The sequence below is a fragment of the Curtobacterium sp. NPDC092190 genome (assembly GCF_044755625.1).
In the GTDB taxonomy this organism is placed as follows: domain Bacteria; phylum Actinomycetota; class Actinomycetes; order Actinomycetales; family Microbacteriaceae; genus Curtobacterium.
Genome location: NZ_JBIVRJ010000003.1, coordinates 263,914 through 289,581 on the forward strand (window position 1 = coordinate 263,914; position 25,668 = coordinate 289,581).

General features: G+C 72.4%; 25 protein-coding genes. 12 read left to right on the forward strand and 13 right to left on the reverse strand.

Going from position 1 to position 25,668, the window contains the following annotated elements; genetic code table 11:
* From ACIQFY_RS09135 to iolC, 3 genes are read right to left on the reverse strand one after another with little or no spacing between them, the layout of a single operon-like run.
* Positions 1 to 1,524, reverse strand: a complete 1,524-nt coding sequence (locus ACIQFY_RS09135) for a CoA-acylating methylmalonate-semialdehyde dehydrogenase (protein WP_400339533.1) — start codon at positions 1,522 to 1,524, stop codon at positions 1 to 3.
* A complete protein-coding gene (locus ACIQFY_RS09140) occupies positions 1,521 to 2,510 on the reverse strand; it encodes a deoxyribose-phosphate aldolase (protein ID WP_326495685.1) in 990 nt (329 codons plus the stop codon). The genes ACIQFY_RS09135 and ACIQFY_RS09140 overlap by 4 nt, the downstream gene beginning before the upstream one ends.
* The gene (gene iolC, locus ACIQFY_RS09145) at positions 2,503 to 3,516 is read right to left on the reverse strand and encodes a 5-dehydro-2-deoxygluconokinase (protein WP_209683709.1); all 1,014 of its coding nucleotides are present in this window, start codon (positions 3,514 to 3,516) and stop codon (positions 2,503 to 2,505) included. Before iolC ends, ACIQFY_RS09140 begins: the two co-directional genes overlap by 8 nt.
* A gap of 147 nt (positions 3,517 to 3,663) precedes the next feature.
* Between iolC and rmuC the strand changes: the two genes are divergently transcribed.
* Positions 3,664 to 4,926, forward strand: coding sequence for a DNA recombination protein RmuC (gene rmuC, locus ACIQFY_RS09150; protein WP_326495684.1), 1,263 nt, complete (start codon positions 3,664 to 3,666; stop codon positions 4,924 to 4,926).
* Positions 4,927 to 5,073: 147 nt separating this feature from the next.
* Here rmuC and glpX read toward each other — a convergent pair whose 3' ends face one another.
* Positions 5,074 to 6,063, reverse strand: a complete 990-nt coding sequence (gene glpX, locus ACIQFY_RS09155; protein ID WP_081984693.1) for a class II fructose-bisphosphatase — start codon at positions 6,061 to 6,063, stop codon at positions 5,074 to 5,076.
* 120 nt (positions 6,064 to 6,183) lie between these two features.
* Here glpX and fbaA point away from each other — a divergent pair, with 120 nt between their 5' ends.
* Both fbaA and ACIQFY_RS09165 read left to right on the forward strand, forming a co-directional pair.
* Positions 6,184 to 7,212, forward strand: coding sequence for a class II fructose-bisphosphate aldolase (fbaA, locus tag ACIQFY_RS09160; RefSeq protein WP_066652690.1), 1,029 nt, complete (start codon positions 6,184 to 6,186; stop codon positions 7,210 to 7,212).
* Positions 7,213 to 7,306: 94 nt separating this feature from the next.
* Entirely contained in the window at positions 7,307 to 8,566 is a 1,260-nt protein-coding gene (locus ACIQFY_RS09165; RefSeq protein ID WP_251154687.1) for a M18 family aminopeptidase, read from the forward strand.
* 46 nt (positions 8,567 to 8,612) lie between these two features.
* On the opposite strand, the gene ACIQFY_RS09170 is transcribed toward ACIQFY_RS09165, so the two are convergent.
* A complete protein-coding gene (locus ACIQFY_RS09170; protein WP_400339538.1) occupies positions 8,613 to 9,734 on the reverse strand; it encodes a zinc-binding alcohol dehydrogenase family protein in 1,122 nt (373 codons plus the stop codon).
* A gap of 85 nt (positions 9,735 to 9,819) precedes the next feature.
* Here ACIQFY_RS09170 and ACIQFY_RS09175 point away from each other — a divergent pair, with 85 nt between their 5' ends.
* Positions 9,820 to 10,389: a TetR family transcriptional regulator gene (locus ACIQFY_RS09175; protein ID WP_066652678.1), complete on the forward strand. Its 570-nt coding sequence runs from the start codon at positions 9,820 to 9,822 to the stop codon at positions 10,387 to 10,389.
* Positions 10,390 to 10,428: 39 nt separating this feature from the next.
* On the opposite strand, the gene ACIQFY_RS09180 is transcribed toward ACIQFY_RS09175, so the two are convergent.
* Together ACIQFY_RS09180 and ACIQFY_RS09185 are read right to left on the reverse strand one after the other, a co-directional pair.
* Positions 10,429 to 11,187 (reverse strand): DUF6264 family protein, encoded by a 759-nt coding sequence (locus ACIQFY_RS09180; protein WP_400339541.1) that lies wholly within the window; start codon positions 11,185 to 11,187, stop codon positions 10,429 to 10,431.
* Positions 11,184 to 12,248 carry a 4-hydroxy-3-methylbut-2-enyl diphosphate reductase gene (locus ACIQFY_RS09185; protein ID WP_081984691.1) on the reverse strand — a complete coding sequence of 355 codons (1,065 nt, stop codon included), beginning with the start codon at positions 12,246 to 12,248 and terminating at the stop codon, positions 11,184 to 11,186. The genes ACIQFY_RS09180 and ACIQFY_RS09185 overlap by 4 nt, the downstream gene beginning before the upstream one ends.
* A 137-nt stretch (positions 12,249 to 12,385) precedes the next feature.
* Between ACIQFY_RS09185 and xseA the strand changes: the two genes are divergently transcribed.
* The 5 genes from xseA to ACIQFY_RS09210 all read left to right on the forward strand — a co-directional run bounded on the left by xseA (position 12,386) and on the right by ACIQFY_RS09210 (position 16,784).
* Positions 12,386 to 13,627, forward strand: a complete 1,242-nt coding sequence (gene xseA / locus ACIQFY_RS09190; RefSeq protein WP_400339544.1) for an exodeoxyribonuclease VII large subunit — start codon at positions 12,386 to 12,388, stop codon at positions 13,625 to 13,627.
* A 64-nt stretch (positions 13,628 to 13,691) separates the two neighbouring features.
* Entirely contained in the window at positions 13,692 to 13,964 is a 273-nt protein-coding gene (locus ACIQFY_RS09195) for an exodeoxyribonuclease VII small subunit (protein ID WP_066652672.1), read from the forward strand.
* Positions 13,961 to 14,596, forward strand: coding sequence for a DUF4245 domain-containing protein (locus tag ACIQFY_RS09200; RefSeq protein ID WP_066652670.1), 636 nt, complete (start codon positions 13,961 to 13,963; stop codon positions 14,594 to 14,596). Before ACIQFY_RS09195 ends, ACIQFY_RS09200 begins: the two co-directional genes overlap by 4 nt.
* Positions 14,597 to 14,631: 35 nt before the next feature.
* Complete coding sequence (locus tag ACIQFY_RS09205) at positions 14,632 to 15,246, forward strand: carbonic anhydrase (protein WP_066652668.1); 615 nt, start codon at positions 14,632 to 14,634, stop codon at positions 15,244 to 15,246.
* Positions 15,247 to 15,410: 164 nt separating this feature from the next.
* A complete protein-coding gene (locus ACIQFY_RS09210) occupies positions 15,411 to 16,784 on the forward strand; it encodes a class II fumarate hydratase (RefSeq protein WP_400339915.1) in 1,374 nt (457 codons plus the stop codon).
* 164 nt (positions 16,785 to 16,948) lie between these two features.
* On the opposite strand, the gene ACIQFY_RS09215 is transcribed toward ACIQFY_RS09210, so the two are convergent.
* The 3 genes from ACIQFY_RS09215 to ACIQFY_RS09225 all read right to left on the reverse strand — a co-directional run bounded on the left by ACIQFY_RS09215 (position 16,949) and on the right by ACIQFY_RS09225 (position 20,743).
* Entirely contained in the window at positions 16,949 to 18,310 is a 1,362-nt protein-coding gene (locus tag ACIQFY_RS09215; RefSeq protein ID WP_209683731.1) for a PhoH family protein, read from the reverse strand.
* A 425-nt stretch (positions 18,311 to 18,735) separates the two neighbouring features.
* Complete coding sequence (locus ACIQFY_RS09220; RefSeq protein ID WP_066652665.1) at positions 18,736 to 19,845, reverse strand: aminotransferase class V-fold PLP-dependent enzyme; 1,110 nt, start codon at positions 19,843 to 19,845, stop codon at positions 18,736 to 18,738.
* Between the two features lie 112 nt (positions 19,846 to 19,957).
* Positions 19,958 to 20,743 (reverse strand): isoprenyl transferase, encoded by a 786-nt coding sequence (locus ACIQFY_RS09225; protein ID WP_326495680.1) that lies wholly within the window; start codon positions 20,741 to 20,743, stop codon positions 19,958 to 19,960.
* Positions 20,744 to 20,829: 86 nt separating this feature from the next.
* Here ACIQFY_RS09225 and ACIQFY_RS09230 point away from each other — a divergent pair, with 86 nt between their 5' ends.
* Complete coding sequence (locus tag ACIQFY_RS09230; protein ID WP_400339549.1) at positions 20,830 to 21,528, forward strand: hemolysin III family protein; 699 nt, start codon at positions 20,830 to 20,832, stop codon at positions 21,526 to 21,528.
* 159 nt (positions 21,529 to 21,687) lie between these two features.
* Here ACIQFY_RS09230 and ACIQFY_RS09235 read toward each other — a convergent pair whose 3' ends face one another.
* Both ACIQFY_RS09235 and mca read right to left on the reverse strand, forming a co-directional pair.
* Positions 21,688 to 21,981 (reverse strand): hypothetical protein, encoded by a 294-nt coding sequence (locus ACIQFY_RS09235; RefSeq protein WP_326495678.1) that lies wholly within the window; start codon positions 21,979 to 21,981, stop codon positions 21,688 to 21,690.
* Positions 21,978 to 22,868 (reverse strand): mycothiol conjugate amidase Mca, encoded by an 891-nt coding sequence (gene mca / locus ACIQFY_RS09240; RefSeq protein ID WP_144411239.1) that lies wholly within the window; start codon positions 22,866 to 22,868, stop codon positions 21,978 to 21,980. Before mca ends, ACIQFY_RS09235 begins: the two co-directional genes overlap by 4 nt.
* Positions 22,869 to 23,124: 256 nt before the next feature.
* Here mca and ACIQFY_RS09245 point away from each other — a divergent pair, with 256 nt between their 5' ends.
* Together ACIQFY_RS09245 and greA are read left to right on the forward strand one after the other, a co-directional pair.
* Positions 23,125 to 23,439 (forward strand): DUF4307 domain-containing protein, encoded by a 315-nt coding sequence (locus ACIQFY_RS09245; RefSeq protein ID WP_400339917.1) that lies wholly within the window; start codon positions 23,125 to 23,127, stop codon positions 23,437 to 23,439.
* 67 nt (positions 23,440 to 23,506) lie between these two features.
* Positions 23,507 to 23,995, forward strand: coding sequence for a transcription elongation factor GreA (gene greA / locus ACIQFY_RS09250; protein WP_066652650.1), 489 nt, complete (start codon positions 23,507 to 23,509; stop codon positions 23,993 to 23,995).
* A gap of 355 nt (positions 23,996 to 24,350) precedes the next feature.
* Here the strand turns inward: greA and ilvA are convergent, their stop codons facing one another.
* Positions 24,351 to 25,610 (reverse strand): threonine ammonia-lyase, encoded by a 1,260-nt coding sequence (gene ilvA / locus ACIQFY_RS09255; RefSeq protein ID WP_066652647.1) that lies wholly within the window; start codon positions 25,608 to 25,610, stop codon positions 24,351 to 24,353.
* Between the last annotated feature and the right edge of the window lie 58 nt (positions 25,611 to 25,668).

A 25,668-nucleotide genomic window follows, 5' to 3' on the forward strand; every position in this document is an offset into this window, starting at 1 on the left:
TCAGCCGTTCGACGGGAAGCCGAGGTCGACACCGCCGTGCACTGCCGGGTCGAGCCAGCGGGAGGTGATCGCCTTCTGCCTGGTGAAGAAGGCCACCCCGTCGGCGCCGTACGCCTTGTGGTCGCCGAACAGCGAGTTCTTCCAGCCGCCGAACGAGTAGTACGCCACCGGCACCGGGATCGGCACGTTGATGCCGATCATGCCGACCTGCACGTCGCGCTGGAATCGTCGAGCGGCTCCACCGTCGTTCGTGAAGATCGCGGTGCCGTTGCCGAAGGCGCCGGAGTTGATCAGCTCAAGCCCCTCGTCGTAGGACTGCACCCGGACGACCGAGAGCACCGGACCGAAGATCTCCTCGGTGTAGACGCGACTCGACGTCGGCACCCGGTCGATCAGCGTCGGGCCGAGCCAGAAGCCGTTCTCGTCGCCGTCGGGTCGCACGGTGCGGCCGTCCACCACGACCTCGGCTCCGTCCTGCTCGGCGACCTCGATGTACGAAGCGACCCTGTCGCGGTGCTGCTCGGTGACGAGCGGGCCCATGTCGCAGCCCCGACGTCCGTCGCCGACGCGCAGCGTCGCCGCGCGCTCGCTGATCTTCGCGATCAGCTCGTCGGCGACCGGCTCGACCGCCACCACCACCGAGATCGCCATGCAGCGCTCACCGGCCGAGCCGAAGCCCGCGTTGACCGCGTTGTCCGCGACGAGGTCGACGTCCGCGTCCGGCAGCACCAGCATGTGGTTCTTCGCCCCGCCGAGCGCCTGGACGCGCTTGCCGTGCTTCGTGCCCGTCTCGGACACGTACCGGGCGATCGGCGTGGACCCGACGAACGAGATCGACTCGACGTCGGGGCTGGTGAGGAGCCCGTCGACCGCTGCCTTGTCGCCGTTGAGCACCGTGAACACGCCGTCGGGCAGACCGGCCTCCCGGAACTTCCGCGCGAGCCACATCGCGGCGGACGGGTCCTTCTCGCTGGGCTTGAGCAGGACGGTGTTGCCGGCGGCGATCGCGATCGGCAGGAACCAGAGCGGCACCATCGCCGGGAAGTTGAAGGGCGAGATGATGCCCACGACACCGAGCGGTTGACGGATCGAGTACACGTCGATGCCGTTCGACACCTGGTCCGAGAACTCGCCCTTCATCAGTGACGGGATGCTCGTCGCCAGCTCGACCACCTCCTGCCCGCGGGCGATCTCCCCCAGGGCGTCGTCGATGACCTTTCCGTGCTCGCTCGTGATGATCTCGGCGAGCTCGGCCTTGTCGCGGTTGAGGACCTCACGGAACGCGAACATGATCTGCTGGCGCTTCGCGAGCGACAGATCCGACCACGCCGGGAACGCCGCCTTGGCACTCGCGATCGCCCGCTGGACCTCGGCCTCGTCGGCCAGGGCGACCCGCTTCGTCACGACGCCGAGCGCCGGGTCGTGGACCGGGGCGGTCCGACCGGAGGCCGAGGCGACGTGCTCGCCGTCGATCCAGTGCCCGACCGTCGTGCTGCCGGCGCTGGTCTCGGTGCTGGTGGTCATGCGGTGCTTCCTTCCGGGACGGACGGGTCCAGGGTGGCGGACGGGGCGGGCGAGTCGGCGCGTCGGCGAGCCGGTGTGGAGCGATCGCCCCGTGCCTCCCGGCTGTGGACGAGTGCGGCGGCGACGTCGACGGCGGCGGCGACGTCGCCGTCCTGCGGGTAGAGCAGGGTGCGACCGACGACGAGCCCGCGGACGCCCGGCAGGGCGAGCGCGTCGTCCCAGGCGGCGTACGTCTCGTCCGGACTGCCCGACGGGTCGCCGCCGAGCAGCAGCGTCGGCAGGGTGGTCGCAGCCATCACGCGTGCCATGTCGTCGACGACCGGGACCTTGAGCCAGCTGTAGGCGCTCGACTCACCCAGGCCGGCGGCGATCGCCATCGACGTGATGACGGCGTCGGCGCTCAGGTCGTTGACGACCCTGCCGTCCCGCCACGAGGACATGAACGGCTCGAGCATGATCGGCAGCTGCAGGGCCGCGGCCTCGGTCACCGCCCGCGCCGTCGCCTCGAGCGTCGAGGCGGTGCCGGGATCGTCGAGCGCGATCCGGACGAGCAGCTTCGCGACGTCGAGCCCGGCGTCCGTGATCGCCTGCGCCGAGTACGCGGTGTAGCGGTCGTCGAGCTCGAACGATGCTCCGCGCAGGCCGCCGCGGTTCATCGAGCCGACGACGACCTTGCCGTCGAGCGCCCCGAGGAGCGCCAGGTCCTCGAGGACGTCCGGCGTGCCGAGGACCCCGTCGACGCCCGGGCGGCCGAGGGCCACGACGAGCCGTTCGAGCAGGTCGTACCGGTCGGCCATCGCCGAGGCGTCGTCGCGGACCGCGAGCGCACCGCGCGCCGGGTGGTCCGCGGCGACGATGAGGAGCCTGCCGTCCTCGGCGAGCAGCGGACGGCGGGTCCGGGTCCGCAGGACCTCCCCGACGCGTTCCGGTGATCCGGCGCGCAGGTCGCGCAACCGGGCGAAGTCGGCCGGGCTGACCTCAGGCACCGACGCCCTCCTCCGCGGTCGCCGGCGCGGGGTTCGTGCGCAGGAAGCCCTCGACCTCGTCGCTCGTCGGCATCGCGGTCGAGCACTCGAACCGGGTGGCGACGATCGCCCCGGCCGCGTTCGCGAACGCGAGGGTGCGGTCGAGGCTCCAGCCCTGCAGCAGCCCGTGCACGAGTGCTCCGCCGAACCCGTCGCCGGACCCGAGGCCGTTGACGACGTCGACGGCGTGCGGTCGGTACGCGACGGTCTCGTCGCGGGTCTTCGCCAGCACGCCCCTCGGGCCCTGCTTCACGATCGCGAGCTCGACGCCGCGCTCGAGCAGGGCGTCGGCGGCGCGCAGGGGGTCGGTCTCCCCCACGGCGATCTCGCACTCCTCACGGTTGCCGACGGCGACGGTGGCGTGGTCGAGGGCGACGGCGACCTCGCGCGTCGCGGCCGCCGGCTCGGGCCAGAACACCGCTCGGTAGTCGAGGTCGAGCACGGTGTGCCGCCCGGTGGCGCCCGGCGCCCGCAGTGCCGCGCTCCGTGCCGCGGCGGCCGCGTGGTGCGCGCTGCGGCTCGGCTCCTCGCTGAGTCCCGTCACGGTCGTCCAGAACACCCGCGTCCGTTCGATCGCGTGCAGCGGCAGGGACTCCGACGTGATCATCAGGTCCGGCGCCTTCGGCGCGCGGTAGAAGTAGAGCGGGAAGTCGTCCGGCGGGAAGATCTCACAGAACGCCACGGGCGTGTTGAGGCCCTCGACCGGCTCGACGAAGTCGTTCGCGACGCCGAACTCCGGCAGGGTGCGGGCGATGTAGCGGCCGAAGGGGTCGTTGCCGGTGCGGGTGATCACCGCTGCGTCCGCGCCGTGCCGGGCGGCGGCGACGGCGACGTTGGTCGCGCTCCCACCGACGGACTTCGAGAAGGTGGTGACGTCCTCGAGCGGTCCGGTCTGCTGCGGGTAGACGTCGACACTGACGCGTCCCATCGTGATCACGTCGTGGACGTGCGGGGCTTCGTCGGTCATGCGACGCGGACCTTCCGGGCGGCTTCATCGGCGGACGAGCACGACTGTACACGGACTTTGCGCTGATGTCAGTACATGGATCGGGCTGCTGTCCGGCGCCTCTCCGGCCTGGAGGCGCGTGTCGGTGGGACCTGCCAGGGTCACGACATGCAGATCCTCGCCCTGGTCATCGGCCTCGTCCTCGGTACGGCCGTCGGTGCCGTCGTCGCGTGGTCGCTCGCCCGCTCGCGCGCCGGGGTGGAGGCGGCAGCCGCACGGGCGACGGCCGACGTGCTGCGTGCGCAGCTCGACTCGGTGCGCGCCGACGCCGAGGAGCGCCTCGACGCCCAGGACGCCCAGTACCGCCGGCAGGTCGACTCCCTCGAACGCCGTGCCGCCGAGCTCGAGCACCTCGTGCAACGCATGCACGGCGCCGACGCCGCGCGCACACAGGGCGAGTCGAAGGTGCTCTCTGCGCTGAGCCCGGTCGCGCAGACGCTCGACGTCATGCGCGCGAAGATCGCCGAACTCGAGCAGTCCCGCAGCGAGCAGTACGGTGCCCTCTCCGCGCAGCTGCGATCCGCCGCCGAGTCCGAGGAACGGCTCCGCGCGACGGCCGACACCCTCGCGAGCGCCCTGTCCTCGAACAGCACCCGCGGCGTGTGGGGCGAGACGCAGCTCCGGAACGTCGTCGAGGCCGCGGGGCTCCTCGAACGCGTGGACTTCGACGTGCAGTCCTCCATCACGACGACCGCGGGGACCGCCCGACCCGACATGGTCGTGCACCTGCCCGGCGGCAAGACGATCGCCGTCGACGCGAAGGTGCCGTTCAGCGCCTACCTGCAGGCGGCCGAGATCCCGGCGAGCGCGACGGGTGCCGAGGGTGCCCGGCGCGAGCAGCTCATCGCGCAGCACGTCAAGGCGCTCCGGGCGCACGTCGACGCCCTCGCCGCCCGCGAGTACTGGACGGGCTACGACGCGTCGCCCGAGTTGACGATCGCGTTCATCCCGTCCGAGTCGCTGGTCTCGAGCGCGCTGGCCGCCGACCCCGGACTGCTCGACCACGCCTTCCGCAAGCGCATCGCACTGGCGTCACCCGTCACGCTGTGGTCGGTGCTGAAGACGGTGGCGTTCTCGTGGCAGCAGGACGTCGTCACCGCCGAGGCACGCGAGCTCTTCCGGGTGTCCCGCGAGCTGTACGGCCGCCTGGCCACCATGGGCGGGCACGTCGACAAGCTCGGCCGGGCCATCCGCGGCTCGGTCGTCGACTACAACCGCTTCGTGGGGTCGCTCGAGCGCCAGGTGCTGCCGAGCGCCCGGCGGCTGTCGCTGCTCGACGAGTCGAAGGTGCTCGCCGACCCGGCGACGATCGACGACGAGCCGCGGCTGCTCACCGCGCCGGAGCTCGTCGGCGCCCTCGACGAGGACTGACCGCGCGGCGCCACGGCACGAGGCGCCGCGGCGCGAGGTGCTCCGGCACGACGAGAAGCACCCCGAACCACGTGATCGCGTGGTTCGGGGTGCTTCTCGTCGTGCGAGCGGTCAGGCGTCCCGACGGCCGTCAGCGGTCCGGCCGGATCAGAACCACTTCTCGGCGCGGTGGTCGGCCTGGATGCGGCGGATGGTGTTCGAGCGCGAGCGGAGCACGAGCGAGTCGGTGTGGATGACACCGCGCGACCGGCGGACACCGTCCACGAGGACACCGTCGGTGACGCCCGTCGCGACGAAGAACGTGTTGTCGCCCGTCACGAGGTCGTCCTGGTCGAGGACCTTGTCCAGGTCGTGCCCGGCGTCGAGTGCCTTCTGGCGCTCCTCGTCGTCCTTGGGCTGGAGCTTGCCGAGGATCACACCGCCGAGCGCCTTGATCGCGCACGCGGTGATGATGCCCTCGGGCGTACCGCCGACACCGACGCACATGTCGATCTTCGAACCGGGCAGTGCCGCCGAGATGCCACCGGCGACGTCGCCGTCGAGCAGCAGGCGCGTGCCGGCGCCCGTTGCGCGGATCGCGCGGATGAGCTCGTCGTGGCGCGGACGGTCGAGGACGGCGATCTGCATGTCCTCGATGTCCTTGTGCTTCGCCTTCGCGAGCGCGCGGATGTTCTCGCCGATCGGCTTCTCGAGGTCGAGGACGCCACGACCCTCGGGGCCCGCGGCGATCTTGTCCATGTAGAACACCGCCGACGGGTCGTACATCGAGCCGCGGTCGGAGACGGCCATCACGGAGATGGCGTTCTGCCGGCCGGCGGCGGTGAGCGAGGTGCCGTCGATCGGGTCGACCGCGATGTCGCAGGCCGGGCCGTGGCCGTTGCCGACGTGCTCGCCGTTGAAGAGCATGGGGGCGTCGTCCTTCTCGCCCTCGCCGATGACGACCACACCGTCGAAGTTCACCGTGCCGAGGAACTTCCGCATCGCGTCGACGGCTGCGCCGTCCGCGAGGTTCTTCTCGCCCCGGCCGACCCACGGCTGCGCACGGATCGCGGCGGCCTCCGTCGCACGCACGAGCTCGAGCGCCAGGTTGCGGTCGGGCTGGAGGAACAGGGAGCCGGTCTCAGTCGTGGGAGTCACGACCAGAGCCTACCGACCGGGCTCCGGGGCGGCCGCACGGGTGCACGGACGTGCACGCTGTAACCCGTTGAGGAGCCCTGACTAGGCTCGGCGGGGAACCACCAGTCGAAGGAGATCGCAGTGCCCATCGCAACGCCGGAACAGTACGCCGAGATGCTCGAACGAGCGAAGGCCGGCAAGTTCGCCTACCCCGCGGTGAACGTGTCCTCCTCCCAGACGATCAACGCGGTCCTCCAGGGCCTGCAGGAGGCCGGCTCGGACGGCATCCTCCAGGTCACGACCGGTGGCGCCGACTACTTCGCCGGGCACACCGTGAAGAACCGCGCCGCCGGCGCCCTCGCGATGGCCCGCTTCGCCCACGAGGTCGCGAAGAACTACGACGTCACGGTCGCGCTGCACACGGACCACTGCCCGAAGGACGCCCTCGACGGCTTCGTCATGCCCCTCATCGCCGCGAGCGAGGAGGAGGTCCGCCAGGGCCGCAACCCGATCTTCCAGTCGCACATGTGGGACGGCTCGGCCGTACCGCTCGACGAGAACATCGAGATCGCCCGCACGATGATCGAGAAGACGCGCAACATCAACGCGATCCTCGAGGTCGAGATCGGCGTCGTCGGCGGAGAAGAGGACGGCGTCCAGCACGAGGGCACCAACGACGCGCTCTACACGACCCCGAACGACGTCGAGAAGGTCGTCGACGCCCTCGGGCTCGGCGACCGGGGTCGCTGGATCGCCGCGCTCACGTTCGGCAACGTGCACGGCGTCTACAAGCCGGGCAACGTCAAGCTGCGCCCGGAGCTCCTCGGCGAGATCCAGGCCTCGGTCGCGCAGAAGCACGGCACCGGTGAGAACCCGCTCGACCTCGTCTTCCACGGCGGCTCCGGCTCGACCGACGACGAGATCCACGAGGCCGTGCGCAACGGTGTCATCAAGATGAACATCGACACGGACACGCAGTACGCGTTCACGCGCTCGATCGCCGACTCGATGTTCCGGAACTACGAGGGCGTGCTGAAGATCGACGGCGAGGTCGGCAACAAGAAGCAGTACGACCCGCGTGCGTGGGGCAAGGTCGCCGAGACCGCCATGGCGGCCCGCGTCGTCGAAGCGGCGAAGGTCCTCGGCTCGGCCGGCAACAGCAAGGGCTGATCGGCACCACCAGCCGGGAGGAACGGGGCGCGTCCGCAAGGACGCGCCCCGTTCCTCGTCCGGTCACCGCCACCGCCCGTGCCACGATGGGCGGGTGACCTCCGACGCCATCGCCTCCTCGTTCGCCCAGTACGTCACCGAGTCCCCCACCGCGTTCCACGCGGCCGCGGTCGCGCGGGACCAGCTCGTCGCAGCGGGGTTCACCGAGCTGTCGGAGCTCGACGCCTGGCCGACCGAGGCCGGCGCCTACGTCGTCGTCCGTGACGGCGCGGTCATCGCCTGGCGTCTGCCGGAGTCGGCGACGCCCACCACCCCCTTCCGGATCCTCGGTGCCCACACCGACTCCCCCGGCTTCCGCATCAAGCCGAACCCGGCCGTGCGCGTGGGCGGGTGGGAGCAGCTCAACGTCGAGGTCTACGGCGGCGCGCTCCTGTCCACCTGGTTCGACCGCGACCTCCGCATCGCCGGACGTGTGGTCGACGCCGACGGATCGGTGCGGCTCGTGTCGACCGACGCGGTCGCGCGGATCCCGAACCTCGCGATCCACCTCGACCGCGGGGTGAACGACGGCAAGGAGATCGACCGGCAGCGCCACACCCTGCCGGTCGTCGGCACGGACGGCACCACCGGCGGCACCGACGTGCTCGGGTGGCTGCGCGGCCGGCTCGGGGAGGACGCGGTCTCGTGGGACCTCTTCCTCGCGGACACACAGCCGCCGGCGCGCATCGGCATCGATCGGGAGTTCCTCGCGTCCGGCCGCATGGACAACCTGACGAGCGTGCACGCCGGGCTCCGCGGGGTCGTCGACGCGCCGACCGACGGCGACCACATCCCGGTGTTCGCGGCGTTCGACCACGAGGAGATCGGTTCCTCGACCCCGTCCGGTGCCGGGGGCCCGTTCCTCGAGGACGTGCTCGGCCGCGTGCAGGAGGGGCTCGGTGCCACCCGCTCCGAGGCCGCCCGGGCGTTCCGGGCGTCCTGGCTCCTGTCGAGCGACGCCGGACACCTCGTCCACCCGAACCAGCCGGAGAAGCACGACCCGACGAACCGTCCGCGTCCGGGAGCGGGCCCGCTCCTGAAGATCAGCGCGAACCAGCGTTACATGACCGAGGCGAAGGGCGAGGCCGTCTGGGCGACCGCCTGTGATGCCGCCGGCGTCTCCTGGCAGCCGTTCGTCAACGTGAACACGATCCCCGGTGGCTCGACCATCGGCCCGATCGCGGCGACGCGGCTCGGCATCCCGACGATCGACATCGGCGTCGGCCTGCTGTCGATGCACTCGGTCCGCGAACTCGTGCACGTGGACGACCTCGCGGCACTGCACGGCGCGGTCGCCGCCTTCCTCGCCGGGTAGGCGGGTCACGGCCCGGCCGGCCGGACAGCGCCGGCTGGCCCGCTGGTCAGAGCGTCACGACCACCTTGCGCGCGGACACCCCTGCACGCTGCCGGTCGATCGCGCCCTGCACCGCGCCCGGCCCGTGCCCGACGACGAGCGGCTCCGGCATCGGTCGGATCGAGCCGTCGGCGAGTCCCTCGGGCAGGACCCGGCCCCACAGCTCGGGGCCCAGGTCGTCGTCGCGCAGGCTGCTCCCCCACACGAACGCGGCGCGGATCCCCGCACGACGGGCACGCAGCGTGAGCGCCAGCGTGGCGAGTCCGAGGCGGGTGAACACCGGGAGCATCGCCGGGAAGAGTCGCCGACGGCCGGCGACCCGGTCGAGGGAGACCGGCGTGCTCGCCATCGCCAGCGCGGTGCCACCCGTCCGGCGGAGCACCTCGATGCACGCGGCCGTCGAGGTCGTCCCGAGCGCGACGGCACCGACGACGGGGCGTCCGGCGACGCCGGCGACGAGGTCGTCCACCGCCGTCGGCGAACCGTGGTCGACGACGACGTCGGCCCCGAGCGACCGGACGGTCGCGGCGTTCCGGGGCGACGCGGTGCTCACGACCGCGTACCCGGCGGCACGGGCGAGTTGCACCGCGTTCATCCCGACGCTCGTCGAACCACCCCAGACCACGACGACGCCGGAGCGGTCCGACGGCGCGTCGGCGGCCCCGGGGAGCGGGAGCCCGAGGTGCTTCGGCTGGAACAGCGCGCAGGCGGCGGTCGAGGCCCCGAGCGGAAGGACCGCGGCCTGTTCGAGGGGCACGTCGTCCGGCACCGCGGCGGTCAGGCGTTCGAGCAGCGCGGTGTGTTCCTGGAACGCGCCCTCGTGCACCGGGTCGCGGCCACGGTCGGTCCCGGTCGCGAGTCCGACGACACGGTCGCCGACCGCGAAGCGGGTGACGCCGGCGCCGACGGCGACGACCTCGCCGGCGACGTCCGAGCCGAGCACCGCCGGCGTCCGGAGCCAGCGGTAGGTCACCGGCCCCGTGCCCTGGATCACCCAGTCGACGGGGTTGACGGCAGCGGCGCGGACGCGCACGACCACCTCGTCCTCGGCGGGGACGGGGACCGGCACCCGGTCGACGACGAGTGCGCCCCGGGGTTCACGGAGCAGAGCGGCGGAGTTGTCGGGCACGGCGGGCCTTTCGTCACGAGCGATGACACCTGGTGTCGTCACTCTACCCGCCCTCGGCACCGAGTGTCATCACTAGGGTGTCCCCATGGCGAGATGGGCACCGGACACCCGTGAGCGACTGCGGACGGCCGCGATGGAGCTCTTCGCGGAACGCGGCTTCCATGCGACGACGGTCCCCGACATCGTCGCGCGGGCGGGCGTCACCCGGCGCACGTTCTTCCGCCACTTCAGCGACAAGCGCGAGGTCTTCTTCGGCGACGACGAGATCCCCGCGATCGCGACCCGGATGATCGAGACCGCGCCGGCCGAGGAGGCACCGATGCGCGTGGTCCTCGACGGGCTCCGGCGGCTCGCGGCCGAGCGGTTCGACCCCCGCCGCGACCAGGTGCTCGCCGCACGACGGATCATCAGCGAGGAGCCCGACCTGCGGGAGCGGGACCTGCGGAAGCAGGAGGACCTGCGGGCGGCGGTCCGGGACGGCTTCCGTCGCCGCGGCGAGGACGACCGGACCGCCCGCTCCGTCGCCGGGCTCACGGTCCTCGTCCTGCAGACCGCGCTCGAGACGTGGCTCGAGGACGCGGACGGAACACCGCTGCAGGACCACCTCGACGCCACGGTCGACCGGGTCACCGGACTGCTCGACACCGGTCGCTGACGGGCGCACGGCCCGCACACGACAGCGAGGGCCCGAGGGTCAGGCCCCGGACTGCTGCATCAGCACCTGCACGAAGCCCGGGTCCTGGAACATCACCACGGCGAAGGCGACCAGGCTGACGAGCGACGCCACGGCCCCGCCGAGCAGCGGGACCCAGAACGTCCACCTCCGAGCGGCCAGCCGACGCAGGGACCACCACGCGACGAGGGCGAACACGACCACGTTGCCGATGGCTCCGACGGCAGCGGCGGTCGACAGCGCCGTGGGGTCGGAGAGCTCCAGGCCCTGCTGTTCGAACGCCCTGCGCACGGCGGAGGCGACGTCACTCACGGCGAGCGACTGCACGACCGACAGCAGACCGAACGCCAACAGGGCGACCGTCACCACGAAGTCGAACTGCGACGCCCCGAAGCGGCTCGAGAGCGTCGGCCGCTCCTGACCGGCCGCGGCACCCCGCGACGGCCCGGCGCCGGTGCCACCGGGCGTGCGGCGGTCCGTCGGACGGGTCGTGCGTGCCGTGCCACGGTCGGTCGGCCCCTGGGTCGCCGCGCGGGCACGGTCGTCGGCTTCGCGCCGCTGCCGGTCGCGCCGTTCCTGCTCGACCAGGACCGGGTTCACCCAGCCCTCCGGCGCGTACTCGCCGTACTCGGGAGCGGGCGTGCCGTGGACCCGGCCGTCCCGTCGACCGGAGGCCGGTGCGGCGGAGGCGGGACGGGCCTCCAGGCCGAGGGCGGTCTCGTCCACGTGCCCCGGTTCACGGGCCGGTGCCGACGACCAGTCGCCGCGGAGGCCGCTCACGAGCGACGCCCGCCGAGGGCGCGGGTGGGGTTGCCCGCGGCGTCCGTGCGGAGCTCCTTGGGGAGCGAGAACATGAGGTCCTCGTGCGCCGTCACGACCTCTTCCACGGTGCCGTAGCCGGCGTCCGCGAGCTGCTCGAGCACCTCGGTGACGAGTTCCTCGGGCACCGAGGCACCGCTGGTCACACCCACCGTGCGGACACCGTCGAGCCAGTCCTGGCGGATCTCCTCGGCGTAGTCGACCCGGTGGGCGGACGCCGCACCGTACTCGAGGGCGACGTCGACGAGGCGCACGCTGTTCGAGGAGTTCGCCGAACCGACGACGATGACGAGGTCGGCGTCGGGCGCCACCTTCTTCACCGCGACCTGGCGGTTCTGCGTGGCGTAGCAGATGTCGTCCGACGGCGGGTTCTCGATGGACGGGAACCGCTCACGGAGCAGGCGGACGGTCTCCATCGTCTCGTCGACGCTCAGGGTGGTCTGCGACAGCCAGACGAGGTTGTCGGGGTCGGGCACCTCGAGCGCGGCGACGTCCTCGGGTCCGTTGACCAGGATCGTGCGCTCGGGCGCGTGGCCCATGGTGCCCTCGACCTCCTCGTGACCGGCGTGGCCGATCAGGACGATCGTGCGGTCCGCCTTCGCGAAGCGGGTGGCCTCGCGGTGGACCTTGGTGACGAGGGGGCAGGTCGCGTCGATCGCGTGCAGGTCGCGTTCTGCGGCACCGGCCACGACGGCGGGTGCGACGCCGTGCGCACTGAAGACGACGTGTGCGCCGCGCGGGACCTCGGCGACGTCGTCGACGAACACCGCGCCGCGCTGCTCGAGCGTGGAGACGACGTGGACGTTGTGGACGATCTGCTTCCGCACGTAGACCGGCTCGCCGTACTGCTCGAGCGCCTTCTCGACGGCGACCACGGCACGGTCGACACCCGCGCAGTACCCGCGCGGCGCGGCGAGCAGGACCTTCTTCGTGCCGGCGACCGGCTCGTCCCGCAGCCGACCACGCGCTGCGTGCACCCGCGGCGGGGCGAGCGGGACCGTGCGGCCGTTGGTGATCGTCACGTCCTCGATGATAGGTCCCGGGCACGCGCGGGGCCTGGGTGCGTCCGGGGCCGAGCCGGGCCGTGACGACGTGGTGGAGCACCGGCGTGCGGCGCCGCGGGCCGGCGCTGTCGCCGGGATGCGGCACGATGGTGGGCATGGCGATCGAACAGGGCCCGCCGACGGCCGACAACCCGTGGCCCGTCGCCCTGCTCGGGGCGAAGCTCCGCGACTGGATCGACCGACTCGGCACCGCCTGGGTCGAGGGCGAGATCACGCAGTGGAACGTCGCCGGCGGCAACGTCTACGGCAAGCTCAAGGACGTCGAGGTCGACGCGACCGTGTCCTTCTCGATCTGGTCGAGCGTGCGTTCCCGGGTGCCCGCGGACCTGGGGCAGGGCGCTCGCGTCGTCGCCGCGGTGAAGCCGAACTACTGGGTTAAGGGCGGCTCGCTCACCATGCAGGTGGTCGAGATGAAGCACGTCGGCCTCGGTGACCTGCTCGAGCGGCTCGAACGGCTCCGGCGCACCCTGGCGGCGGAGGGCCTGTTCGACCCGTCCCGCAAGAAGCGTCTGCCGTTCCTGCCGCACCGGATCGGCCTGATCACCGGCAAGGACTCCGACGCCGAGAAGGACGTCAAGCGGAACGCGCAGCTCCGCTGGCCGCAGGTCGAGTTCCGCACGGTGCACACGGCGGTGCAGGGCGAGCGGGCCGTGGGCGAGGTCACGGCCGCGATCCTCGAGCTCGACGCCGACCCGACCGTCGACGTCATCATCGTCGCCCGGGGTGGCGGCGACTTCCAGAACCTGCTCGGCTTCAGCGACGAGGGACTCGTCCGGACCGCCGCGGCCGCCACCACCCCCATCGTCTCCGCCATCGGGCACGAGGCGGACCGCCCGATCCTCGACGAGGTCGCCGACCTGCGCGCCTCCACCCCCACGGACGCGGCGAAGCGCGTGGTGCCCGACGTGGCCGAGGAGCTCGCGAACGTCCGCCAGGCCCGGGCCCGGCTCGGGCTGCGGCTCTCGCACACCCTGTCGGTCGAGGCCGACCGGATCGCCGCACTCCGGTCCCGCCCGGCGCTGGCGTCGACCGCCTGGCTCGTCGACACCCGGGCCGAGGAGGTCGCACGCGACCTGTCCCGTGCCCGCGAGCTGCTCGACCGACGCCTCGAGCGCTCGCACAGCGACGTCGGGCACCTGACCGGGCGGCTGCGCGCGCTCTCGCCGCGCGACACCCTGCGGCGCGGCTACGCCATCGTGCAGCGGAGCGACGGAGGGGTCGTGCGCGGCACCGAGGACCTCGACGGTGCGACGCCGGTCCACGTCACCCTCGGCGCGGGCACGGCGACGGGGACGCTCGAGCCGGAGGGACCGGGGCCGGACGGTTCCGGGGCGTAGCCCGGTCCCCACGGGCTCCGTCGGCGGTGCACCGTCGACGGAGGGTGCTCGGTAGGATCGGGGTGTGTCATCCCAGCAGGAACCCGTGCCGTCCGACGTGCAGTCGCTGAGCTACGAGGCAGCGCGCGACGAACTCGTGCGCGTCGTCGGTGAGCTGGAGCAGGGGTCCGCGACGCTCGAGCGTTCGCTCGCGCTCTGGGAGCGTGGCGAAGCCCTCGCGGCCCGGTGCGAGGAGTGGCTCGTCGGTGCGCGCGCCCGGCTGGACGCCGCCCGTGCCGCGTCGGCCGGCGACGGCACCGCGGACACCGCAGGCGACCCGGACGGAGCAGCACGGTGACCGACCCCGACGGCCGGCCGATCGTCGCCGAGCTCGGCCGCCCGGAGACCCCGGAGGAGACCTGGGCCCGGAAGGACGCCGCGCGACGCTCCCGCCGCGAGCACCAGACCGCCTTCAACCTCGTGCTGGCGCTCATCGCATCGCTCGGCATCGTGCTCTTCCTGGTCGCCGTCGTCGTGCGACCGGACCAGACCGTCGACCGGTCCGTGGACTACCAGCAGGTCGCCGCCGGTGCCGACGTGCCCGGCGTGACGCTCGCGGCACCGGACCTGCCCGACGGCTTCACCTCGAACCGCGCCGACTTCCAGGACAAGACGTCGGACGGCGTGCGGGTCTGGACGGTCGGCCTCGTCACCCCGGACCGCCAGTACATCGGCCTCCAGCAGGGCATCGATGCGAACGCGTCGTGGGTGGCCAACCAGCTCGACCAGGAGCCCGCCACCGGTGACCGCACCATCGACGGCACGAAGTGGACCGTGTACGACCGTCGTGACGAGGGCAAGGACGCCGGGAACCACGCGTACTCGCTCGTGCACACCTTCGGCCGCGACACCATCGTCCTGTCCGGCACGGCCGACGACTCGTCGTTCACGACCGTCGCGAAGGCCGTCACCGAGCAGCTCGCGAACTGACCCCGCCCGACCGAACCCGAAGCACGAGGAAGACCATGCCCGACCGCGCCGCCTCCACCCCGTCCGACGCCCTCCGCCTGCTCGTCGAGGGCAACGCCCGCTTCGCCGCCGACAAGCGCCGCACCGGCCGGATCGACCCGGACCGCCGTGGCGAGCTCACGGGCTCGCAGGCGCCCTTCGCGACCGTGCTCGGCTGCTCCGACTCACGCGTGCCGTTCGAGCACGTCTTCGACGCGGGCATCGGTGACCTGTTCGCGATCCGCAACGCCGGTCAGATCGTCGACGACGTCGTGCTCGGCTCCATCGAGTTCGCGGTCGTCGCCCTCGGCACCCCGCTCGTCGTCGTCCTCCGCCACACCGCGTGCGGAGCCGTCGCCGCAGCGCGCTCGGGCGAGCCCGTGCCCGCGCCGCACCTGCAGTCGCTCGTCGACGCGATCGCGCCGAGCGTCGAGCGGGTCCGCGCGACCGACGCCGAGCTCCCGCAGGAGGCCGTCGGTGCCGCGCACCTCGAGGCCACGCTCCGCCAGGTGATCGAGCGGTCCGGTGTCGTCTCCGACGCGGTCGCCGACGGTAGGTTGGCCGTCGTCGGGGCGACCTACGACCTCTCCACAGGCGAGGTCACCATCGACACCGTCGTGGGCCAGGCCTGACCGGCCGCCACGACGCGACGCCCGGAGACCACCGGGCCGCCGAAGACACCGGAGCGACCGCTCCGGCCGTGCACCACAGGAAGGACCACGACGACGTGACCCACACCAGCGAGCCCGACCAGACCGCGACCGACCGGACCGCGACGGGCGGTGACGGCTTCCGCATCGAGCACGACACGATGGGCGAGGTCCGGGTCCCGGTGGACGCCCTCTACCGCGCCCAGACGCAGCGCGCGGTCGAGAACTTCCCGATCTCGGGCAGCGGACTCGAGCCGGCACAGATCGTCGCCCTCGCCCGGATCAAGCGCGCCGCAGCGGTCGTCAACGGGTCCCTCGGCATCGTCGACCCGACCGTGGCCGACGCGATCGCACGGGCGGCCGACGAGATCATCGGCGGCGAGCACCACGACCAGTTCCCGGTGGACGTCTACCAGACGGGCAGCGGCACCTCGTCGAACATGAACATGAACGAGGTCCTCGCGACCCTGGCGACCCGCATCGCCGGCACGGACGTCCACCCGAACGACCACGTCAACGCGTCCCAGTCGTCGAACGACGTCTTCCCGACCTCCGTGCACGTCGCCGTGACCGAGGCCCTCATCCGCACGCTCGTCCCCGCGCTCGAGCACCTGGCGGAGTCGCTCGAGGCCAAGGCGACGCTCTGGGCCGATGCCGTGAAGTCCGGACGCACCCACCTGATGGACGCCACCCCGGTCACCCTCGGGCAGGAGTTCGGCGGCTACGCCCGCCAGGTCCGGCTCGGTATCGAGCGCGTGCAGGCCACGCTCCCCCGTGTCGCCGAGGTCCCGCTCGGCGGCACCGCGGTGGGCACCGGCATCAACACGCCGAAGGGCTTCCCGCAGCAGGTCATCGCCCGTCTGGCCTCGGACACCGGCCTGCCGATCACCGAGGCGCTCGACCACTTCGAGGCACAGGGGGCCCGGGACGCACTGGTCGAGGCGTCGGGTGCGCTCAAGGTCATCGCGGTCAGCCTGACGAAGATCAACAACGACCTGCGCTGGATGGGCTCGGGTCCGAACACGGGCCTCGGCGAGCTGCACATCCCGGACCTGCAGCCCGGCTCGTCGATCATGCCCGGCAAGGTGAACCCGGTCATCCCCGAGGCCACCCTGATGGTCGCTGCACGCGTCATCGGCAACGACGCGACGGTCGCCTGGGCCGGCGCCTCGGGTGCCTTCGAGCTCAACGTCGCGATCCCGGTGATGGGCACCGCCCTGCTCGAGTCGATCCGCCTGCTCGCGAACAGCTCGCGGGTGCTCGCCGACAAGACCATCGACGGGCTGCAGGCGAACCTCGAGCGCGCCCGCGCGTTCGCGGAGTCGTCCCCGTCGATCGTCACGCCGCTCAACCGCGTCATCGGGTACGAGGCCGCGGCCAAGGTCGCCAAGTACGCCGTCGCCGAGGGCATCACCGTGCGCGAGGCGGTCGTCGCCCTGGGCCACGTCGAGCGCGGCGAGGTCACCGAGGAGCAGCTCGACAGCGCGCTGGACGTGCTGTCGATGACGCACCCGAACTGACCCTCGGGACCCACTGACGGACGGGAGGCACGGTGCCGGCTGGCACCGTGCCTCCCGTCCGTCGTCGGGTCACCCCCGAGACTCGCGCCTGCGGACACGTTCGCAGTCCTGCGACCGCGAACGTGTCCGCCCAGGCGAGTTTCGCTGGCGGCCGACCAGCCGCGCTACCCGAGGTCGGGCGAGTCGAGCAGCTCCGTCACGAGCGCCGCGATCGCCGACCGCTCCGAGCGGGTCAGCGTCACGTGCGCGAACAGCGGGTGCCCCTTCAGGCGCTCGATCACGCTCGCGACACCGTCGTGCCGGCCGACCCGCAGGTTGTCGCGCTGGGCGACGTCGTGCGTGAGCACCACACGCGAGTTCTGCCCGATGCGCGACAGCATGGTGAGCAGGACGTTCCGCTCGAGCGACTGCGCCTCGTCCACGATGACGAACGCGTCGTGCAGGGACCGCCCGCGGATGTGCGTGAGCGGCAGCACCTCGAGCATCCCGCGCTCGACGACCTCGTCGAGGACGTTGTCGGACACCAGCGCGCCGAGGGTGTCGAAGACGGCCTGCGCCCAGGGGTTCATCTTCTCGGAGGCGTCGCCCGGCAGGTACCCGAGCTCCTGCCCGCCCACGGCGTAGAGCGGCCGGAACACCATGATCTTCTTGTGCTGCTGTCGTTCGAGCACCGCCTCGAGCCCGGCGCAGAGCGCGAGCGCCGACTTGCCGGTGCCGGCCGATCCCCCGAGCGAGACGATGCCGATCTCCGGGTCGAGCAGGGCGTCGATCGCGAGCCGCTGCTCGGCGGAGCGTCCGCGCAGCCCGAAGACCTCGCGGTCGCCGCGGACGAGCGACACCGCGCCGGCCTCGTGCACGCGGCCGAGCGCCGACCCGCGCTCCGAGTGGATGACGACGCCGGTGTTCACCGGGACGCCGTCGAGCCGCGAGGACCGGATCTCCTCGTGCTCGTACAGGTCGCTCATCTGCTCACCGGAGACCTGCAGGTCGGTGATGCCCGTGTAGCCGGAGTCGACGGCGAGCTCGGCGCGGTACTCCTCGGCGGCCATGCCGATCGACGACGCCTTCACGCGCAGCGGCAGGTCCTTCGACACGACGACGACGTCCAGCCCGTCGTTCGCCAGGTTCGACGCGACCGCGAGGATCCGCGAGTCGTTGTCCCCGAGCCGGAGCCCGGACGGGAGCACGGACTGCTCGGAGTGGTTCAGCTCGACGCGGAAGGAACCGCCGTCGTCGAGTGCGACGGGGAAGTCGAGCCGCTCGTGCTCGACCCGCAGTTCGTCGAGCAGCCGCAGGGCCTGGCGCGCGAAGTACCCGATCTCCGGGTCGTCACGCTTGGACTCGAGCTCGCTGACGACGACCACGGGCAGCACCACGGCGTGCTCGGCGAAGCGGAACAGCGCCCGCGGATCGCTGAGGAGCACCGACGTGTCGAGCACGTACGTGCGTTGGGCGACCGACGTGGACGAGTCCGCGGTGGACCGCTGGGCGGGTTCGCGAGCGACGTTGCGAGAGGTCACGACCACTCCATCCCCGGGCCGCGCTCGGCCCGGTCGCTGTCCTCGACGCGGCCGGAGAGCGGTCCCGAAGCACCGTTGCCTGGCCGCTCCGACCGGGCACCGTGCCCGGTGGCGCCAAGCTACGACCGGCCCCCGACAGCCGGACCGCGACACGCGGTCCCGGAGGTTACGGTCACGTGAACGCGCACCACGACGGCCGGGAGGCACGGGGCGGGCCCGCTACGGGCCTCCCGGCCGCCTCGGGCGCACGTCCGGCCCGTGCCCGTCCGGGCGCGCAGGCGCGCAGGCGCGCAGCCGCGCAGGCGCGCAGGCGCGCAGCGGCGAGACTCGCGGACGCGGACGGATTCGCGGGCCGGGAGGCGCGAACACGTCCGCCCGGCCGAGTCTCGCGGACCGCGGCCAGGCCGGCGGGCGGCCAGCGCGCGGGCGCGCTACTGCATCGTGGCGTAGGACAGGCACGCGTCGCGGAACATGTCGAGCGTCGCGTCCGTGGTGGACGCGAACACCGACACCCGCGCGACCCCGAGCCGCGTCGTCGCCGTGACCCCGTGGTTGTGCAGCGCCGCGGACAGCGCCGTGAGCCGACCCTGCGGCGGACGCAGCACGACGATGCCGGCGCGCTCCCGCGGGTCACGGCTGGACTCGACCGACAGGCCGAACTCGTCGGCGATGTCGAGCACCCGCTCGACCCGGTCGGCCACGCGCTCCTGCACGGCCCCGACCCCGACGGAGACCAGCCGCTCGAGGGACACCGCCATCCGGGCCTGTGCGACCGGGTCGACGCGCGTCATCTGGTACCCCGCGGCGCCCGGCTTCACCGACGGGACCTCGGTCGGCCAGCCGGTCGTGCCGTGCGGCCCGGACAGCGCCGGGCGCAGGCGGTTCAGGGCGCGGTCGCTGAACGCGAGGAAGCCCGTGCCCCACCCAGCGTGCAGCCACTTCTGCCCGCCGGTGGCGACGACGTCGGCGACCTCGTACGGGGCGTCGACGACGCCGAAGCCCTGGATCGCGTCGACGATGAGCAGGCGGTCACCGATGACCTCCCGGATCGCAGCGAGGTCGGCGAGGTACCCGGTCTGCCAGTCGACGAGCGACACGGCGACGGCGGCGACGTCGTCGGTCAGGCGCTCCCGGACCAGCGTCGGGGTCATCCAGCCGGCACCGGACTCGACGACGACGGGCTGCACGCGGCCACCCGTCGCCGAGGCGGCGCTCGCCAGTGCGAGCGGCAGCGACGGGTACTCGTCGGCGGCCACGAGGACACCGCCGGTCAGGCCGAACGCGGTGTGCAGCAGCCCCGGCGTCGTGGCGGTCTGCGAGACCACCTGGTCCTCGCGACGGCCGACGAGCCGGGCAGCGACGGTGCGCACCCGGGCGTCCTGCTCGTCGAGGGTCTCCACGGCGCCGAAGCGCATGCGCTCCTGGATCGTCCCGAGCACCCGCTGCTCCTCGAGCACGGCGGTCTGCACCGGCCCGAAGGCGGCGTGGTCGAGGTAGCCGGGCTCCTCGTCGAAGCCGGCCGCGTACTCGGCGATGTTCACAGGGGCAACCTTCCGTGGGACGAAAACCCTGTGAGTCTACTGGGACGCACGGAGGCCGCGCGAACCTGAGCCGCCCGACGCACTCGCCACCGCCGTCGGGAGCCTCCCGCGATCAGCCGCCGAAGCGACGGGAGCGCAGGCCGAAGTCGCGCACGGCCCGCAGGAAGTCGACCTCGCGCAGGTCCGGGTAGAGGGCCTCGACGAAGTAGAACTCGCTGTGCGCGCTCTGCCACAGCATGAAGTCCGACAACCGCTGCTCACCCGAGGTGCGGATCACCAGGTCGGGATCGGGCTGGCCCTGCGTGTACAGGTGGTCGCCGATGAGCTCGGGCGTCAGCACCTCGGCCAGGGTGTCGAGCGTGCCGCCGCCCTCGCCGTGCGCCCGGACGATGCTCCGCATCGCGTCGGCGATCTCCCGGCGTCCGCCGTAGCCCACCGCGAGGTTGACGTGCAGGCCGTTGTGGGCTGCGCTCCGGGCCTCGGCGTCCGCGAGCGCCCCGAGGAGACCCGCGGGCAGCCCCTCGTCGGAACCGACGTGCTGCACGCGCCAGTCGCGGTGCACGGCGAGCGTCCCGGCCAGGTCGCCGATGATGCCGACGAGCTGCTCGAGCTCCTCGCCGCCCCGACCGGTCAGGTTGTCAGCGGACAGCAGGTAGAGCGTGACGACCTCGATGCCGAGCTCGTCGCACCAGTCGAGGAACTCGGGGATCTTGGCCGCGCCGGCACGGTGCCCGTGGGCGGCCGACTCGAGGCCGAGCTGCTTGGCCCAGCGACGGTTGCCGTCGACGATCATGGCGACGTGCTTCGGCATCGCCTGGCCGTCGATCTGGCGGCGGATACGACGCTGGTAGGCACGGTAGAGGACGCCGCGCCCTGCCCATCCCACCCTGCCGGTCACGCCACGACTGTAGTGCACCGTGACGCCGGCCGTGCGGGGCTGTGCATTCCCTGCTGCCGTTCGGCCGGGGGCCCTACTGTCGCCCCATGCAGGACGAGACCGCCACGCTCCCCCACGTCCCGTTCACCGAGGAAGCGGACACCACCGAGCCGCCGCGCCCCGCCTGGCGCGGCTGGATCCACCTCGGCACGTTCCCGTTCGCCATCGCGATGGGCATCGTGCTCATCACCCTGGCCGACAGCGGGGCCGCGAAGGCCGGCAGCGCCGTGTTCATGGCGACGTCGCTGCTCATGTTCGGCGTCTCCGCGACCTACCACCGCTTCCCGTGGGGCCCGACGGTGAAGAAGGTCCTCAAGCGGATCGACCACACGAACATCCTGCTGCTCATCGCCGGCACGTACACGCCGATCGCGATCTGCGCGCTGCCGCACACGCTCATGGTGGTCGTGCTCTGGGTGATGTGGTCCGGGGCCGCGCTGGGCATCGCCTTCCGCGTCCTGTGGATCGGCGCACCGCGCTGGCTGTACGTGCCGATCTACCTCGTGCTCGGGTGCGCTGCGCTCGGTCTGCTCCCGCAGTTCTTCGCCGCGAGCGTCCCGATGACGGTCCTCGTGCTCTCCGGCGGCCTGGCGTACGTCATCGGTGCCCTGGTCTACGGCTTCAAGCGCCCCGACCCCGCCCCGACCGTGTTCGGCTTCCACGAGGTCTTCCACGCACTGACCGTCGTCGCGTTCGCCGCGCAGTGGGTCGGCGTGCTCATCGTGGCCCTCGACCCGGTGCGCTGACCGCAGCCGCTGCGGACCGCGGCACCGGCCGGCAGGGGCGACCGGACGACGGACGGGAGGCCCGTGGCACGCTCGCCACGGGCCTCCCGTCCGTCTGCTGGGGACGTCGCTGCTGCCGACGTCGCCGCTGCTGGTGTCGCTGCTGCCGACGTCGCGGGCTCAGCCGCGTTCGGTGTCGTCGCCCAGGTCGGTCCGGCCGTCCTCGTCGGCGCGACGCACCGGCTCGTCCGTCGACGTGCCGTCGCCCGCGTCGGACTCGAGCCGCTGGCGGATCTCCGCGCGGTAGCGGGTCCGACGGATTCGGCGGGTCATGTCGACCACGAGCAGGATCGTGACGACCGCGACGACCGCGATCGCGACGAAGCCGGCGACCCCGGGGGTGACGTCGACGTCGGGCACGACCGACGGGCTCGGGCTGGGGGCGGCGGCGATGGCCGTCAGGATGGTGCTCACGCGGTGGTGTCCTCGTCGTCAGGGAGCCCCGCGAACAGGTCGGACTCCGGCAGGTCGGTGGGCACGCGGGCCTCGACGAGCTGGTAGTCCTCGGTGGGCCACACCGTCGCGAGGAGGTCGTTCGGCCACGAGAAGAAGACGCTGTCCGGCGGCACCTGGCTGGCGTGCGCGTGCAGGGCGGCGTCGCGGGCGTCGAAGTGGTCGCGGACGTCGACGTGGGTCGTCGCCAGGTCCGGCCGGTCGGCGAACCGCTCCACCCACTCGCGCAGCTGCTCGACGGCAGCGCTGTCCGGGTCGCGCTCGCGCAGTGCCTCGTAGATCGTGCGGAAGCGGCGCGGGTTCATGGTGCGCTCGTAGTAGAGCTTGCTGATCGACCACGGCTCCCCGGCGTCCGGGTACTCCGCGGGGTCGGCGGCGGCGCGCCAGGCGGCGACCGAGACCTCGTGCGTGCGGATGTGGTCGGGGTGCGGGTAGCCGCCGTTCTCGTCGTAGGTGACGAGCACGTGCGGACGGAAGCGGCGGACGACGCGGACGAGTGCCTCGGTCGAGTACTCGAGGGGCACCGTCGAGAACGTGCCCGGACGGACCGTCTCGCCCTTCTCGGCATCCGGCAGCCCGGAGTCGTGGTAGCCGAGCCAGACGTGGTCGATGCCGAGCGCTGCCTGCGCAGCCGCCATCTCGGTGCGCCGGTAGCCCGCCATGTCGCGGTGGGCGCGGCTCGTCGCCGGCTCACCGAGCTGGTCGTTGAGGATGTCCCCGGCCTCGCCGCCGGTACAGGAGACGACCATCACCTGGTGCCCCTCGGCGACGTACTTCGCGGCCGTCGCGGCACCCTTGCTCGACTCGTCGTCGGGGTGGGCGTGGACGGCCAGCAGGCGGTACGGCACGGAGGATCCTCACGGGTGACGGAGCGGGCGGGACGCGCACGGATCGACCCGGGCGTGGGGGCAGCGCACAGCGGGGCGTGAACTACCCTGGGACCAGGATAATCACCCCAGGAGCCCCGAACTGTCCGAACCGCTGCACCCCACCCCCACCGCTGCGTCGGCCACGGCCACGACCACCGCCGCGTCGCTGGACGACCGGTACGGGCGCACGCCGGATCGTCGGCGCCGCGGGAAGCTGTTCGGGGTCGTCGCGGCGATCGCCGTCGTGCTCGTGTTCGTCGCGTGGGTGGTCTGGGCCGGCCTCGACCAGGAGTCACACGGGCTCGACGACACCGAGCTCGGGTACACCGTCGTCTCCGACCACCGCACTGTCGTGCACTCACAGGTGTCGGCCGACCCGGGGACCGAGGTCCGGTGCGCCGTGCAGGTGCTCGACAAGTCGTACTCGATCGTCGGGTGGAAGGAGGTGACGCTGCCGGCATCCGAGCAGCGCACCCGCTCGATCTCGACCGAGGTGAACACCACGACCCGCGGCGTGACCGGCTTGATCCACGACTGCTGGGTTCCCTAGACTCGACTGATTCGCGGACGAGACCGGCCACACCGGCCGGTCTCGTCCTTTGTCGAAAGGGAGACCGATGAGCAACGACACGCAGACCACCTGGCTGACCCAGGAGGCGCACGACCGTCTCACGGCCGAGCTCGAACAGCTGTCGGGCCCGGCCCGCAAGGAGATCGCGGACCGCATCGAGGCGGCGCGTGAAGAGGGCGACCTCAAGGAGAACGGCGGCTACCACGCCGCGAAGGACGAGCAGGGCAAGATCGAGGCCCGCATCCGGCAGCTCACCGAGCTGCTCAAGCACGCCACCGTGGGCGAGGCCGACTTCGACGGCACCGTCGAGCCGGGCACCGTCGTCACGGCGGTCATCGCCGGCGACGAGTCGACCTTCCTCGTGGGCAACCGCGAGATCGTGGCCGAGGGGTCCGACCTGACCGTGTACAGCCCGGTGAGCCCGGTCGGTGCCGCGATCCTCGGGCTGCGCGCGGGCGACGAGACGACCTACACCGCGCCGAACGGCAAGGAGATCAGCGCCAAGGTGACGAAGGTCGAGCGCTACGAGCCGTAGGGCGCCCGGCGCCCGGCGCCCGGCGCCCGGCGCCGCAGTGCGCCCGGAACGCGAAGGCCGCAGAGCGCGCGGCGGGCCAGCAGGCGGCGCGACGCGCCAGTGCACAACGAGGAGCAGCTCGCACCACGGAACCACGTGGCGCGAGCTGCTCTTCGTTGTGCAGGGGCCGACGGGGCTCTCGGCGCCGGTCGGTGCGCGACGACGTCGCGAAGCGAGGGCAGGATCGACGTGAGGGTCATGACGGGAGCTCCACGCGCCTCCCGGCCGTCCGCGGTGTCGCTCACGCGACCCTGACGCCTGCGCGGCCGTCCCGTGCGCACCGCAGACACCGACGCGTGCAGCCAGCGCGGCGGGGTCAGTTCTCGAGCAGCTCCGGGCGGAATCCGACCTCGTGCAGGCGCTGGATGACCTCCTGCGCGTGCTCGGGGCCGCGTGCCTCGATCGACAGGTCCAGGGCCACCTCGTTGATCACCAGGCCCTGCCCGTGCCGGGTGTGCAGCACCTCGACCACGTTGGCGCCGGCGTCCGAGATGACCTGGGCGACGCGGGCGAGCTGCCCGGGGCGGTCGGGCAGCATGATCCGGATGCCGATGTAGCGCGACGCCGCGACGAGACCGCGGGTGATGATCCGCTCCATCATGAGCGGGTCGATGTTCCCACCGCTCAGCAGCACGACGGTGCGGCCGGTGTCACGGACGGCGCCGGACATGATCGCCGCGACGCCGACGGCGCCGGCGGCCTCGACCACGAGCTTCGCGCGCTCGAGCAGCACCAGGAGGGCACGGGCGGTGTCGTCGTCCGAGACGGTCACGATCTCGTCGACCAGGTCGCGGATGATCGGGAAGTTCAGGTCGCCCGGTCGGGCGACCGCGATGCCGTCCGAGATCGTCGGCTTCGTCGTGATCGTGACCGGTGCTCCCGCGGTGATCGACGACGGGTACGCCGCGGCGTTCTCCGCCTGCACGCCGATCACCCGGATCGGACGACCGAGGCGCTCGGACATGCCCTTCACCGCGAGCGCGATGCCGGAGATCACCCCGCCGCCACCGATCGGCACGACCACCGTGTCGACGTCGGGCACCTGGTCGATGATCTCGAGGCCCAGCGTGCCCTGGCCCGCGATGACGTCCGGGTGGTCGAAGGGCGGGATGAACACCGCACCGGTGTGGGCGGCGAAGTCCTTCGCGGCGCTCAGCGCTTCCTCCACCGAGTGACCGCGCAGCACGACCTCGGCGCCGTAGTGCCGCGTCGCCTGGAGCTTGGGCAGCGCGACGCCCACCGGGGTGAAGATCGTGGCCGGGATGCCGAGCTCACGAGCGGCCAGGGCGACTCCCTGCGCGTGGTTGCCGGCACTCGCGGCGACGACACCCGCCGCTCGCTGCTCGGGGCTGAGGGCGGCGAGTCGGTTGTAGGCGCCGCGCACCTTGTAGGCGCCCGTGCGCTGCAGGTTCTCGCACTTCAGGTGCACCGGCGAGCCGAGCAGCTCGGCGAGGAACTGCGACGTCTCCATCGGCGTGACGCGTGCGACGCCCGCGATGGTCTGCCGAGCGGCCTCGATGTCCGCGAGCGTCGGGAACGCGTCGGTCTGCTGCTGGGGCGCGGAGGTGTCGGTCACGGACCCATCATCGTCCGTCGGAGCCGTCACGGCGAACTCGTGACGGTCCGTCGGTGAA

Excerpts from the sequence above, each read along its gene's own strand:
- ACIQFY_RS09135 (WP_400339533.1), bottom strand. The coding sequence starts at position 1,524 with ATGACCACCAGCACCGAGACCAGCGCCGGCAGCACGACGGTCGGGCAC.
- iolC (WP_209683709.1), bottom strand. The coding sequence starts at position 3,516 with ATGACCGACGAAGCCCCGCACGTCCACGACGTGATCACGATGGGACGC.
- rmuC (WP_326495684.1), top strand. The coding sequence starts at position 3,664 with ATGCAGATCCTCGCCCTGGTCATCGGCCTCGTCCTCGGTACGGCCGTC.
- ACIQFY_RS09175 (WP_066652678.1), top strand. The coding sequence starts at position 9,820 with ATGGCGAGATGGGCACCGGACACCCGTGAGCGACTGCGGACGGCCGCG.
- xseA (WP_400339544.1), top strand. The coding sequence starts at position 12,386 with ATGGCGATCGAACAGGGCCCGCCGACGGCCGACAACCCGTGGCCCGTC.
- ACIQFY_RS09205 (WP_066652668.1), top strand. The coding sequence starts at position 14,632 with ATGCCCGACCGCGCCGCCTCCACCCCGTCCGACGCCCTCCGCCTGCTC.
- ACIQFY_RS09230 (WP_400339549.1), top strand. The coding sequence starts at position 20,830 with ATGCAGGACGAGACCGCCACGCTCCCCCACGTCCCGTTCACCGAGGAA.
- greA (WP_066652650.1), top strand. The coding sequence starts at position 23,507 with ATGAGCAACGACACGCAGACCACCTGGCTGACCCAGGAGGCGCACGAC.